Raw genomic sequence first — 12,508 nt, forward strand, 5'->3', positions numbered from 1 at the left:
ACGTCAGATAACAGGATTAGGGGGAGTTTACCTGTCAGACCCTTGGCGCTCCAGCCTTAAAACAAGCTAAACTTGGCGTCACATCTTGCGGAATGCAAAAGGAAAAGAAGATCATGCGCACCGTTTTAAATATTCTTAATTTTGTCCTGGGCGGCTTTTTCACCACCCTGAGCTGGCTGTTTGCCACCCTAATCAGCATCGTGCTGGTTTTTACCCTGCCGCTGACCCGCTCCTGCTGGGAAATTACCAAACTTTCACTGCTGCCATTTGGCAACGAGGCAGTACATGTTGATGTGCTGCGCCCTGAAAGTAAGAGCCACATAATGAATACCGGCGGGACCTTCCTGAATATCTTCTGGCTGATTTTCTTCGGCTGGTGGCTCTGCCTTTCGCATATCTCCGTCGGGATTGTGCAGTGCATCAGCATCATTGGTATTCCGGTGGGGATTGCAAACTTTAAGATCGCCGCCATCGCGCTCTGGCCGGTTGGACGCCGGGTGGTGTCAGTGGAAGAGGCGCGTGCTGCGCGCGAAGCCAATGCCCGTCGCTATTAATACGATGTCAGATGCCGTGCCAGGCTGGCGGAAATATCTGTTTAACAGTACCTGGCGCTATCTGCTGCGGATCCTGTTTGCGCTGAGTGGCTGCGCTGCCATCCCCTGGTGGCTGCATCAGATTGAGTGGACGATTCCCCTGACGCTGGGGGTGGTCGCGGCTGCGCTGGCCGATCTTGATGATCGCCTGGCCGGTCGTCTGAAGAATCTGCTGATTACCCTGCTCTGCTTCTGCTTCGCCTCGGTTTCCGTAGAGCTACTGTTTCCCTGGCCGTTCGCTTTTATTATCGGTCTGGCGATTTCGACCTGGGGCTTTATTTTGCTGGGTGCCCTGGGGCAGCGCTACGCCACTATCGCTTTTGGTGCGCTGCTGATTGCGGTCTATACCATGCTCGGCATTGGGCTGTTCAGCCAGTGGTACATGCAGCCGATGCTGCTGCTGGTCGGTGCACTGTGGTATAACCTGCTGACCCTGCTGGGTCATCTGATGTTCCCGGTCCGGCCGGTCCAGGAACAGCTGGCAGGAAGCTTTTCACAACTGGCGCGCTACCTTGATGCCAAGGCGAATCTGTTCGATCCCGATGCGGGCGAGCAGGATGATGCGGCGTTTATCGATGCAGCGATGGTGAACAGCCAGTTGGTGGCGCAGCTCAACCTGACCAAAACGACATTGCAGAGTCGCCTGCGCGGCGATCGCGGGTCGCGCGGCACCCGTCGCAGTCTGCACTACTACTTTGTAGCGCAGGATATTCATGAACGCGCCAGCTCTTCTCATCTGCAATATCACCTGCTGCGCGGCGACTGGCGCTATAACGAAATTCTGTTTCGCTTTCAGCGCCTGCTGAATATGCAGGCACAGGCCTGTCGCCAGCTGGCTCATTGCATCCTGATGCGTGAAAGATGGGTACATGACAGCCGCTTTGAGCGCGCGTTCGAACGTTTGCAGAAAGCGATTGAACGGCTTGAACAGCATGAGCCTGAGGCCCCGCATACCCGCGCGCTGTTCTGGCTGTTGCGTAACCTGCGCGCCATTGACGCACAGCTTGCTTCCATTGAATCAGAGCAGACGCTGGCCGGGGAAGATCCACAGCACAGTGACAATTTGCTGTCGCGCGAAGGGTTAAGTGGCTGGAGTGATATCCGGCTGCGCTTCAGCCGTCATCTCTCTCCCGCGTCGGCGCTGTTCCGGCATGCGGTTCGCATGTCAGTGGTGCTCTGTATTGGATACGGCTTCATTCAGATAACCGGACTGGAGCGGGGATACTGGATTTTGCTGACCAGCCTGTTTGTCTGCCAGCCCAACTATAACGCAACGCAGCGACGTCTTGCCTTGCGCATCGGCGGAACGCTGGCGGGGATTGCGATTGGTTTACCCGTTTTATGGCTGGTACCTTCCATTGAAGGGCAGTTAATCCTGATTGTGATTAGCGGCGTGCTGTTCTTCGCTTTCAGACAGGTGCAGTATGCACAGGCTACGCTGTTTATCACTCTGCTGGTGCTGCTTTGCTTTAACCTGTTGGGTGAAGGGTTTGAAGTCGCCCTGCCCCGCGTCGTGGATACCTTACTCGGTTGTGGTCTGGCCTGGCTGGCTGTCGCCTTTATCTGGCCTGACTGGCGCTTTCGTCAACTGCCAGCGGTGGCAGAGCGAACTCTGAAAGCGAACTGTCGCTATCTGGATGCAATCATGGAGCAATATCATCAGGGTAAGGATAACCGTCTCGCCTATCGTATCGCCCGCCGTGATGCGCATAATGCGGATGCTGAACTCGCCTCTGTCGTCTCAAACATGAGCAGTGAAAGTCGCACCAGCCAGAAGCTGCGTGAGTCAGCTTTTCAGTTGCTCTGCTCCAATCACTCATTTCTGAGCTACATTTCCGCGCTGGGCGCTCACCGCGATAAAATTACTGCGCCGGACCTGCTCACCTTACTGGATGATACGGTTTGCTATGTCGAAGATGTGCTCCAGACGGACGTGGTCAGCGATGAACATGTTGAAGCGATGCGCCAGCAACTGGCTCAGCGAATCAGCCAGCTGGCTGCAGATGCAGATACGCGTGCGCCGCTGGTGCTCCAGCAACTCGGTCTGCTGGTGGCATTAATGCCCGATGTGGCTCGCCTGCGCCGCACGCTTATTAGTGACTAGCTGTCACTGCTTCTGAGGTCCGGGTTTGATAAAAGCGTGCGCTGGAACCATGCATTCAGCTCCGCCCGGGTTGCCTGCGGCAGCGCAGCCGCATGGTGGCCCATAATAGCCCCCTGCAGTGCCAGTAATGTCTGAAACCCCACATGCTGGTTGATCGCTTTTAGCTTCAGCCAGCACTGTTTGGCCCCTATCTGATAGAGATGATTGACGCTCATCACGCCCGCTTCAAAGAGCATCATTTCCATGCGTACGCTGAGATTAGGCAAATCTTTCAGCCTTGGAGAGGCTTGCCTGTCCTGCAGCTCCAGCTTCGCCGTCTCTAAAGAGGCGGCAGAGAGCGCCAGCAGATGGTCAGAATCGCGCCATAATGCCTCATCAACCTGAAAGTAATTGAGGCTGACCAGTTTTCCCCGCTTGCGAAAAATTAAGGGTTGCAGCGGGCGATCGGCAATGTACTCGCGCAGGGGTTCACTGGCCCGCAGATAGAGTTCGTCTTTATTAATTAAGGCAAAAACCACACTTTCGACAGCCAGAGCGTACCCCCCAAACTGGGTGCGGGACTCTATCGGCCCCAACGAGGCCAGACGCGTTCTGGAGCGCTCTACGACTGGGTTCACCTTTTTCATTGCACCACCTCCATGTCAGAAATATTTCTTAAATTGCCTTGGGTATCAGGCAATTAGAAGATAGAAAAAAGTGTCATCGGGTTCAATGAATAAATAATGCTTCAACTAATCTTGTCGCGTTTTTGCGAGGCGTTTTCAGAAATTTGGGTTGATCTTTATCCAGGATGACAGTACTGTATATTCATACAGTCAACTGCTGGTGATTAACTTATGCGAACCCAACATCCTGATAATGCACGCTATGCTCATCATTACGCGTCCTCTTCCGTTCCGGCCTCTCAGGGCGGTGGAATTACTGAGTTACGCTGCAGCGAGCAGCCCGGTATGATGCAGATGCTGTTGTTGCCATTATTACAGCAGCTGAGTCAGCAATCACGCTGGCAGTTGTGGCTAACACCGGCACATAAACTGAATCGCACCTGGATGCAGGAGTCGGGATTACCGCTGGATAAAAGTATGCATATCGCCGATTCTGAACGTCTGAATGCGGTGGAGGCGATGGTCAAGGCATTACGCACAGGAAACTACAGTGTCGTTCTGGCATGGATTCCTTATGACCTTGACGAAGATGAGCGCCGTCAACTTGAAAATGCGGCGGCAGAGGGTGAGGCGCTGGGTTTGATTTTGCGGGCAAGCGGGACATCGGAAGCGCCTCTCAGACCGCAAAGTGCGATAAAAATTCAGTCGGATTTGTTTCATTAAGTAAAAATCAGAAGTTTCCCAAGCTATTTTTCTTATCTGTCGTCGCTAAACCACTGATTCTGTTAGTTCGAGCTGTGACAATGGTTTAGCAGGTTTTTAAGGCTTTTTGCCGCGACAATACTACCAGGCTAATTGTTAGAAATTGTGTATAAATCGCTGTTTTTTTACAGAAGCGCCTCACATCATACTTGTAAGTTTCCAATCTCGTTGTAGACTTTATCTCGCCAGGGTGCTCAATAACCTCCGTTTTTTGCGGTAGAGTCATAAGCGAGCGTTTTGACCCGGCGAAGGATTTAAACCAAGAGCAACCTTTTTGCTCATTGCCTATTTGGATGATAACGAGGCGCAAAATGAAAAAGACAGCTATCGCAATTGCAGTGGCACTGGCTGGCTTCGCTACCGTAGCGCAGGCCGCTCCGAAAGATGACACCTGGTACACCGGTGCTAAACTGGGCTGGTCTCAGTATCACGACACTGGTTACTACGGTAACGGTTACGAGAACAACAACGGTCCAACTCATGAAAGCCAGCTGGGCGCAGGTGCGTTCGTTGGTTATCAGGCAAACCCATACCTGGGCTTCGAGCTGGGCTATGACTGGCTGGGCCGCATGCCTAACAAAGGTACTGTTACTAACGGCGCATTCAAAGCACAAGGCGTTCAGCTGGCTGCTAAACTGAGCTACCCAATCTATGACGATCTGGACGTGTATACTCGTCTGGGCGGCATGGTATGGCGCGCAGATGCAACGCAGACTAACCCAACTACTGGCCGCATCAGCGACCACGACACCGGCGTATCTCCGCTGGCTGCAGTTGGTGTTGAATATGCACTGACCAAAAACTGGGCTACCCGTCTGGATTACCAGTGGGTTAACAACATCGGTGATGCACAGACCGTTGGTACCCGTCCAGACAATGGCATGCTGAGCGTAGGCGTTTCATACCGCTTCGGTCAGGATGACGTCGCTGCTCCGGCTCCAGCTCCGGCTCCAGCACCAGCTCCAGTTGTTGAAACCAAGCGTTTCACTCTGAAGTCTGACGTTCTGTTCACCTTCAATAAATCTACCCTGAAGCCAGAAGGCCAGCAGGCTCTGGATCAGCTGTACAGCCAGCTGAGCTCAATGGATCCTAAAGATGGTTCCGTTGTCGTACTGGGCTTCACCGATCGCATCGGTTCAGAGCAGTACAACCAGAAACTGTCTGAGAAACGTGCTCAGTCAGTCGTAGATTACCTGGTATCTAAAGGTATCCCTTCTAACAAGATCTCTGCACGTGGCATGGGTAAATCTAACCCAGTTACCGGCAACACCTGTGACAGCGTGAAAGGCCGTAATGCCCTGATCGATTGCCTGTCTCCGGACCGTCGTGTAGAAATCGATGTTAAAGGCATCAAAGACGTTGTAACTCAGCCACAGGCTTAAGTTCACACGTCATAAAAAACCCCGCTAAGGCGGGGTTTTTTTATGCCAGTAATCGTTCCGTCAGCGCACACACTCTGAAATCCCCTGCCCGCTTACTCGCTCTCTGAACCCGATTTACCCAGAATTGCCTGCAAATCCTGCTTCAGACTCGACATCTGAGTAGCATATTTCTCTTTGCGTTCCGCATCTTCTATCAGCTGAACAATCGTTTCTGAAAGCGTGCAGCCGCGCCGCTGAGCCAGGCCTGCCAGCCGCTGCCAGACCAGATACTCCAGGTCTATCGATTTTTTACGGGTGTGCTGATGTTCAGCATTGAAATGGCGTTTCCGCCGGGCACGGATGGTCTGCTTCAGTCGGTTATCAAGATCGGAATGAATATGTTCTGCAATCCACTCATTCACCGTCACCGGATTGTTTTCCATCGCCAGCAGTTTATCCACTGCCGCCTGCGCCGCGCTTAACTCAAGGTGACGCGTGATCAGTTCACCTTCCCGATGTTTTTTCACCAGGTATTTCCACTTCCATCCACATTCAAGATTTTCGAGTTGCTGGTATTTCATCGGAATCTCATCGTGATCACGTAACGGGCTAAGAATAACAGCTTTTTTCCCGGATGCAGCAACGAAAAACATGCTGCCATCATCACATCTTCAACAGGAAGTCTGCAGTGCTTAACAAGGGTGAATCCTGTATAATCTCGCTTTTCTTAAAACAGACAAATGCGATTATTTTGACCAGCACTCAACTTACGTGGCAGACCTTACAGCCGGATAGCGCGCAATACCAATCCGTTTTCTCCCGAATTGCTGATGAAGAAACTGATGCTCTGGCAACGGTACAGCCCCGGTTGCTGAATGCACTGGCGCATTTACATCACCAGACGCAGGGATTCCCGTTGCTGCTGGTTCGAAGCCAGGAGAATCGCGATTATCTGACCTTTATCGTTCAGGCCGCGCAGCGGGTCATGACTGACAGTACCACTCTGTCCGGCGGTGATTACCATATCATGGCTGACAACGTCACGCTTCAGCCTCCTTCCGATCCGCAACGCCCATTCACCAGTCAGGGTGGTATTCACTTTGCTGAGTGGATTGAGATGGAGCAGTTATTTGGCTGCGTGCGCCAGTATAAAGATCGCATCCAGCTCGAGCCAGGGCTTATCCATCGCGCCAATGGCGGCACGCTGGTACTGTCACTGCGTAGCCTGCTGACGCAGCCGATTCTCTGGCTGCGCCTGAAAAAGTGTATTGAGCAAGGCTATGTTGAGTGGACATCTCAGGATGAACGCCGGCCGCTGCCTGTCTCGATTCCTCCGTTGCCACTCAACCTTAACCTGGTCCTGTGCGGCGACCGGGAAGCGCTGGCGGATTTTCAGGAGCTAGACCCTGAAGCGCATGAAATGGCCATCTATACTGAATTTGAAGAGAACATTCAGGTTCTGGATGAAGATGACATGCTGGCCTGGTGTCGCTGGAGTGCTGAACTGGCGCAACAGGCGGGCCTGCCCCTGCCGGAAGCGGACTTCTGGCCAGAGCTGATTAAAGAAGGTGTCCGTTACAGCGGCGATCAGGATACGCTGCCACTCTGCCCGCGCTGGCTGCAGCGTCAGATGCGCGAGTCGGCCCTGATGGGCGATGCACTTGATGCCGAAGCGCTGCGTGATGCGCTTGAAGCGCGCTTGTGGCGCGAGAATTATCTCAATGAACGGATGCGTGATGAGATCCTGCTGCGACAGATTCTGATTGAAACCGAAGGCGAGGTGGTCGGTCAGATTAACGGCCTGTCGGTGGTGGAATATCCTGGTCATCCCCGTGCCTGGGGCGATCCTTCTCGTATTACCTGCGTGGTTCATCCCGGCGATGGCGAGTTCATGGATATTGAGCGCAAAGCGGAGCTGGGCGGCAACATTCATGCTAAAGGCATGATGATCATGCAGGCATTTCTGATCGCCGAGCTGGAGCTCGATCAGCAACTGCCCTTCTCAGCCTCGATGGTCTTTGAGCAATCTTATTCCGAGGTCGACGGTGATAGCGCTTCGCTGGCTGAACTCTGTGCCTTAATCAGCGCACTGGCGAATCAGCCGATCAATCAGCAAATCGCCGTGACTGGCTCAGTCGATCAATTTGGCAACGTACAACCGGTTGGCGGACTGAATGAGAAGATCGAAGGCTTCTTTGATATCTGTCATCAGCGTGAGTTGACGGGTCAGCAGGGTGTGATTATTCCTTCCTGCAACGTGCGTCATCTCAGTCTTAACCAGGCCGTTGTGACAGCGGTTGAACAGGGTCGCTTCCATATCTGGGCGATCGACCGTGCTGATGAAGCGCTGCCGCTCCTGACTGGTAAAATCTGGAGTACTGAAGATGGTCAGGGCGACTGCCTGCTGAATACCATCCAGGAACGCATTAGCCTGTTTAACCAGCCGGACGTGCCGCAACGTCCCTGGGCGCTCCGCTGGCTTAACTGGTTCAACCACCGTTAATCCGATTTGCTCAGCGTACAACTGTTCGCTAATATTCGTGATTCACTAAAACAAGGCTTATTGAAAACATGGTAGATAAACGCGAATCCTATACCAAAGAAGATCTGATTCTGTCAGGTCGTGGTGAACTGTTTGGCGAAAATGGTCCGCCGCTTCCATCTGGCAACATGCTGATGATGGACCGCGTGGTCAAAATGACCGAAGACGGCGGAAAATATGATAAAGGCTTTGTTGAAGCGGAGCTGGATATCAATCCTGATCTCTGGTTCTTCGGCTGTCACTTTATTGGCGATCCGGTAATGCCGGGTTGTCTGGGCCTGGATGCCATGTGGCAGCTGGTCGGTTTCTATCTGGGCTGGCTGGGCGGCGAAGGTAAAGGTCGTGCGCTGGGCGTGGGTGAAGTGAAATTCACCGGACAGGTCCTGCCAGAAGCGAAGAAAGTCACTTACCGCATTCATTTCAAACGCGTCATTAATCGCAAACTGGTGATGGGCGTGGCAGATGGTGAAGTGCTGGTTGACGGTAATCTGATCTATACCGCCAGCGATCTGAAAGTCGGCCTGTTTAAAGATACCGCCGCTTTCTAAGCGTTTCCCCCGGAAACAAAAACCTCCGCGCATGGCGGAGGTTATATTCCCTTTTCAGTGACATCCGGTTATGCAGCTACCGACCTGTCCTCCATGGCTTGTCGCCAACCTCCCAACCAGTGAGACTTAGCGTCAATCAACTGATACGGACACATCTCTTTTGAGCGTCCAGTAATGCCTGCCTGATAACCACGTGAATGGGCGCGTTCGAGGCGGTCTCGTTTCTGTCTCTTCATACTCCGTGTCCCTCATGTAAGGTCTGTGGAATCTGGTGGAAAGAAAAGTGGTGAATTAATGTTCAACCACCCTTATGTTCTACCTCCTGCGCACCCAAAGATCAATGCCCAATCTTCATGCCAGTGTCATAAATGTGACCTTAATCGGTAAAATTAAGGACGTTTTGTGATGCATACGCCAGCACTATCTTTCTGAATAAGCTAATAAAAAAGCCCCTGAACAATGTCGATAAAGCACGACAATCGTTCAGGGGCTTAGCTTATTTATTCACATCAATCTTAATTTAACGCAACCACACTATTAGCAATCTTCTGTGCGGTCTGCTGCCAGCCCGCCGCCAGCGTTCTGACCATTGCATCGTAGCCATCTTCAGTCTGCGGCAGCACGAGGTTAAACGCCTGTTTGGTCAGACGACCCTGATGTTCCAGCGTCCATTCACCACTGACAATCGCTTTGCCATCGTAGCGTCCCTGGAAGCCTGTAATGGTTACATTCAGCGTGTCGTGCTGTGCGCCTAAGGGTGATCCCGCCACTAATCGGCCAGGCAGCGCCTTGCTCAGATTAGTAATCAGCGTTTGCTGTAACTGCTGATCAAGCGGGCTGGCCCAGAGATTATTCGCGGCGATAACATATTTGACATCGCTGGTCTGGTAAACCAGTCCATTACCTGCCAGATAGTCCGGCACCGTCACCTGCTGCACCCATAACATCGGCTGCGCTTCATTCAGCTGACTGCTGGTGACCTGCATGGACGCCGCCCCGGAGGGCAGCTGATACCAGGTATTGTCAACGCTGCTGCTGCACGCACTCAACACCAGCGCGGCACAAAGTATCAATCCTTTTTTCACTGTTTCGCCCTCTTCGGCTGGGGATCCTGTCCCGGTTTCGCCTCAAATACCAGCGCATTGCTCTTGGTGTTTAGCGTTCTCAACACTGGCTGGAGTTCACGCAACACCTGATCCAGACGCTGCATATCGCCGACCAGCTTGCTGTAGGCAGGCGAACCTGGCTGCAGGCCCTTCATGCTGCGGTTCAGCTCGCGCAAGGTCTGCTGCAGATCTTCCGGCAGCGTTTTCATGGCCGGGCTGGCGGTGACTTTGTTGATGTTGTCGATGGTGCGCTGCAGATCACGCATCGTTTTCTGGCTCTCTTTCAGCGTACCCGTCGCTTCATTGACCATACCGTTCAGCGGCAGGCTGTTAATCTTATCCAGCGCCGCCATCAGCTTCTGCTGAATCTGGCTCAGGCCGCCGCTGACCGTTGGGATCACTTCATAGCCAGAAACTTTCTGCGGGCCTTTGTAGGCTGGCGCATTGTCATAGAAGTCGAGATCGACATAGAGCGCGCCCGACAACAGGTTGCCGGTTTTCAGCGTGGCGCGCAGACCACGTTTTTTACCATCCTGCAGATGCTGCTCCAGATCGAAGTTCTCACCCAGTCGGCTGATAAAGCGATCCGGCTCAATGCGGATTAGCACCGGCACGCGGTAATCATTATTCAGCGCCTGATCCAGGCCCGCTTTCATCAGTGGCGCTTCCGAGACGGTACCCAGACGAATGCCACGGAACTCAACCGGCGCACCTGCTTGCAGACCGCGAATCGAGTCAGAGAAGAACATCACGTAGTCGATATGGTTGGTGTAGAGCGAGTCCTGAATGCTGCGCTGATCGTCAAACAGATGGTAGTCAGACTTGTTCTGCGCGGGCTCGCCCAGCTCCCAGCCATCCGGCACGTCAAAACTGACACCGCCGCTGAATAGCGTGGTAAGCGATCCCATTTCCACCCGCATCCCTGAGGCGGACATATCCACGGCGATGCCGCTGTCCTTCCAGAAACGTACGTTGGTGGTAATCAGGCGATCGTAGGGTGCAGCGACAAACAGCTGATAGGTCATCATACGTTTGTCAGTATCAAATACGCTGGTCTCAACCGTACCGACACGGTAGCCACGGAACAGCACCGGATCACCCGGATTAAGCTGGCCTGCCTTTTTGCTGTCCAGTACGATACGAATACCTTTGGCATCCGGTGGCGCTAACGGCGGCGCATCCAGCAGCTTAAATTGCTCGGGTGGCTGCTTTTTAGTGCCAGGCTGCAGTTCGATATACGCACCTGACAGCAGCGTGCCGAGTCCGCTGATCCCTTCACGTCCCACCTGCGGTTTCACTACCCAGAAAACGCTGTCGCTGTGCAGCAGTTTTTCCATGCCCGCATTCAGACGCGCTTTGATTTCCACATGGTGAAGATCGTCGCTTAACACCGCGCTCTCCACCACGCCAACATCGACGCTGCGACTTTTAATCGTGGTCTTACCGGCAACAATGCCTTCGGCATTTTCGGTGGTTAAGGTGACTTCCGGCCCCTGATGGCTGAAGTGATAAAAGAGGATCCATCCGCCGATTAACAGCGTAACGATGGGGACAATCCAGACCGGCGACCAGCGCTTAATCTGTTCCACCTTTGCATGGCCGTGGTTAGTTTCCGTCAAGGCGCGACTCCTTCATATTGTTTTCGCGTACACGATCCCAGGTTAATCGCGGGTCAAAGGTCATGGCAGCGATCATGGTAATAATCACCACCATCGCAAACAATACTGCCCCCCACGCGGGATAAACATTCATTAATTGCCCCATACGCACCAGCGCAGAGAGCACGGCAATCACAAACACGTCGATCATTGACCAGCGGCCAACAAATTCGACCACTTCATAAATTTTATGCATCTTATGACTGTCACGCTGCCCGCGTCCGCTGGCATCCCAGCAGAGCCAGCCGATTGCCAGCATCTTCAGCGTCGGCACCATGATACTGGCGATAAAGATCACCAGCGCCACCGGATAGGAACCATCGCCCCACAGCACAATAACTCCCGCCATGATATTAGAGGGATAAGCCGTGCCAAGGGTTTCCGTCACCATGATCGGCAACAGGTTAGCCGGGATATAAAGCAGTATTGAGGTGAACAGCAGCGCCAGCGTCCATTGCAGGCTGTGCTTACGTCGCGCCTGAGCGGTGACGCCGCAGCGCGAACAGGTGTGCTCAGCTTCCGGCAGAATGGCCGTACAGCAGGGACAGGAGCGCAGGCCCTGCTCTAAACCACTGATGCCCACTTCGGGTGGATGAGGGATGGCGGGTCGCGGGGAAAGACTGTCCCACAAGCCCCGGCGGTCAACGCACTGAAAGGCGCGCAGCTGCAACAGGCAGAACAGCACCCACGGCCAGAAGCTGGTTTCCAGTCCGATATCACCATAGGCCATCAGCTTGACGAAGCTGACCAAAACGCCCGCCATAAAAATTTCTGCCATGCCCCAGTTACGCAGCTGAAACAGGATACGTGCCAGACCAGTTTTGAGGCGGACGGGCAGAGGGACCGGATTGACCAGCAGAATAATGGTGACCATGCAGAAGGCCGGAACCGCCTGCACAAACAGCAGAAACAGTGTCGCCAGGCTGCTGTAATCTTCCGTCACCATGACCTGGGGGATCTGCGACAGCGTAATCTGGCTGGTCAGCCCCGCCACTTTCATGGAGACAAAAGGAAACAGATTCGCCAGCAGCAGCATAAACAGCGCCGCCAGCGCATAACCCGTCGGCCGTTTACGCGGCTCGTGCCAGTTAGCCGTCAGAGAGGTATGGCAGCGCGGGCATGACGCACGGCTGCCAACGGGAATGTCCGGCAGCTTAATCATTAAATCGCATTGTGGACAGAGCATCCACGCGTTACTTTTCACTGCTGAACACATCCGTTAGCCCTGC

General features: G+C 53.5%; 12 protein-coding genes. 6 read left to right on the top strand and 6 right to left on the bottom strand.

All coding sequences use genetic code 11. The annotated features are described in order from the left end of the window. Window positions 1-113 precede the first annotated feature (113 nt). Window positions 114-554 (top strand): YccF domain-containing protein, encoded by a 441-nt coding sequence (locus IV493_RS11370; RefSeq protein ID WP_013357358.1) that lies wholly within the window; start codon window positions 114-116, stop codon window positions 552-554. Then, the gene (gene yccS, locus IV493_RS11375; RefSeq protein ID WP_095707423.1) at window positions 538-2,697 is read left to right on the top strand and encodes a YccS family putative transporter; all 2,160 of its coding nucleotides are present in this window, start codon (window positions 538-540) and stop codon (window positions 2,695-2,697) included. The genes IV493_RS11370 and yccS overlap by 17 nt, the downstream gene beginning before the upstream one ends. On the opposite strand, the gene IV493_RS11380 is transcribed toward yccS, so the two are convergent. Next, window positions 2,694-3,323, bottom strand: a complete 630-nt coding sequence (locus IV493_RS11380) for a TfoX/Sxy family DNA transformation protein (protein WP_195857158.1) — start codon at window positions 3,321-3,323, stop codon at window positions 2,694-2,696. The two genes, yccS and IV493_RS11380, sit on opposite strands and share 4 nt — an antisense overlap. Window positions 3,324-3,533: 210 nt before the next feature. Here IV493_RS11380 and sulA point away from each other — a divergent pair, with 210 nt between their 5' ends. Both sulA and ompA read left to right on the top strand, forming a co-directional pair. After that, on the top strand, window positions 3,534-4,025 hold the full coding sequence (gene sulA / locus IV493_RS11385; RefSeq protein WP_013357355.1) for an SOS-induced cell division inhibitor SulA: 492 nt from the start codon (window positions 3,534-3,536) through the stop codon (window positions 4,023-4,025). 350 nt (window positions 4,026-4,375) lie between these two features. Next, complete coding sequence (gene ompA, locus IV493_RS11390; RefSeq protein ID WP_013357354.1) at window positions 4,376-5,446, top strand: porin OmpA; 1,071 nt, start codon at window positions 4,376-4,378, stop codon at window positions 5,444-5,446. Window positions 5,447-5,538: 92 nt separating this feature from the next. Here the strand turns inward: ompA and matP are convergent, their stop codons facing one another. Continuing rightward, window positions 5,539-6,006: a macrodomain Ter protein MatP gene (gene matP, locus IV493_RS11395; protein WP_143813132.1), complete on the bottom strand. Its 468-nt coding sequence runs from the start codon at window positions 6,004-6,006 to the stop codon at window positions 5,539-5,541. A gap of 53 nt (window positions 6,007-6,059) precedes the next feature. On the opposite strand from matP, the gene IV493_RS11400 reads away from it, so the two are divergent. After that, a complete protein-coding gene (locus IV493_RS11400) occupies window positions 6,060-7,928 on the top strand; it encodes a Lon protease family protein (protein WP_195857159.1) in 1,869 nt (622 codons plus the stop codon). Between the two features lie 68 nt (window positions 7,929-7,996). Next, window positions 7,997-8,515, top strand: a complete 519-nt coding sequence (gene fabA, locus IV493_RS11405) for a bifunctional 3-hydroxydecanoyl-ACP dehydratase/trans-2-decenoyl-ACP isomerase (RefSeq protein WP_008925876.1) — start codon at window positions 7,997-7,999, stop codon at window positions 8,513-8,515. Window positions 8,516-8,583: 68 nt separating this feature from the next. Here fabA and rmf read toward each other — a convergent pair whose 3' ends face one another. The 4 genes from rmf to pqiA all read right to left on the bottom strand — a co-directional run bounded on the left by rmf (window position 8,584) and on the right by pqiA (window position 12,495). Continuing rightward, window positions 8,584-8,751, bottom strand: a complete 168-nt coding sequence (gene rmf, locus IV493_RS11410) for a ribosome modulation factor (protein WP_008925875.1) — start codon at window positions 8,749-8,751, stop codon at window positions 8,584-8,586. Between the two features lie 279 nt (window positions 8,752-9,030). Then, window positions 9,031-9,600: a membrane integrity-associated transporter subunit PqiC gene (gene pqiC / locus IV493_RS11415; RefSeq protein WP_013357351.1), complete on the bottom strand. Its 570-nt coding sequence runs from the start codon at window positions 9,598-9,600 to the stop codon at window positions 9,031-9,033. Next, complete coding sequence (gene pqiB / locus IV493_RS11420) at window positions 9,597-11,240, bottom strand: intermembrane transport protein PqiB (RefSeq protein ID WP_147788433.1); 1,644 nt, start codon at window positions 11,238-11,240, stop codon at window positions 9,597-9,599. The genes pqiC and pqiB overlap by 4 nt, the downstream gene beginning before the upstream one ends. After that, entirely contained in the window at window positions 11,227-12,495 is a 1,269-nt protein-coding gene (gene pqiA, locus IV493_RS11425) for a membrane integrity-associated transporter subunit PqiA (protein WP_147788434.1), read from the bottom strand. The genes pqiB and pqiA overlap by 14 nt, the downstream gene beginning before the upstream one ends. Window positions 12,496-12,508: the final 13 nt, after the last annotated feature.

The sequence above is a fragment of the Pantoea sp. SM3640 genome, from assembly GCF_015654165.1.
GTDB classification, from domain to species: domain Bacteria; phylum Pseudomonadota; class Gammaproteobacteria; order Enterobacterales; family Enterobacteriaceae; genus Pantoea; species Pantoea vagans.

Bases quoted from the DNA above. Each gene is read 5' to 3' on its own strand.
- ompA (WP_013357354.1), top strand. From the start codon at position 4,376: ATGAAAAAGACAGCTATCGCAATTGCAGTGGCACTGGCTGGCTTCGCT.
- sulA (WP_013357355.1), top strand. From the start codon at position 3,534: ATGCGAACCCAACATCCTGATAATGCACGCTATGCTCATCATTACGCG.
- yccS (WP_095707423.1), top strand. From the start codon at position 538: ATGCCCGTCGCTATTAATACGATGTCAGATGCCGTGCCAGGCTGGCGG.
- IV493_RS11400 (WP_195857159.1), top strand. From the start codon at position 6,060: ATGCAGCAACGAAAAACATGCTGCCATCATCACATCTTCAACAGGAAG.
- rmf (WP_008925875.1), bottom strand. From the start codon at position 8,751: ATGAAGAGACAGAAACGAGACCGCCTCGAACGCGCCCATTCACGTGGT.
- IV493_RS11380 (WP_195857158.1), bottom strand. From the start codon at position 3,323: ATGAAAAAGGTGAACCCAGTCGTAGAGCGCTCCAGAACGCGTCTGGCC.
- fabA (WP_008925876.1), top strand. From the start codon at position 7,997: ATGGTAGATAAACGCGAATCCTATACCAAAGAAGATCTGATTCTGTCA.
- IV493_RS11370 (WP_013357358.1), top strand. From the start codon at position 114: ATGCGCACCGTTTTAAATATTCTTAATTTTGTCCTGGGCGGCTTTTTC.
- pqiA (WP_147788434.1), bottom strand. From the start codon at position 12,495: ATGTGTTCAGCAGTGAAAAGTAACGCGTGGATGCTCTGTCCACAATGC.
- matP (WP_143813132.1), bottom strand. From the start codon at position 6,006: ATGAAATACCAGCAACTCGAAAATCTTGAATGTGGATGGAAGTGGAAA.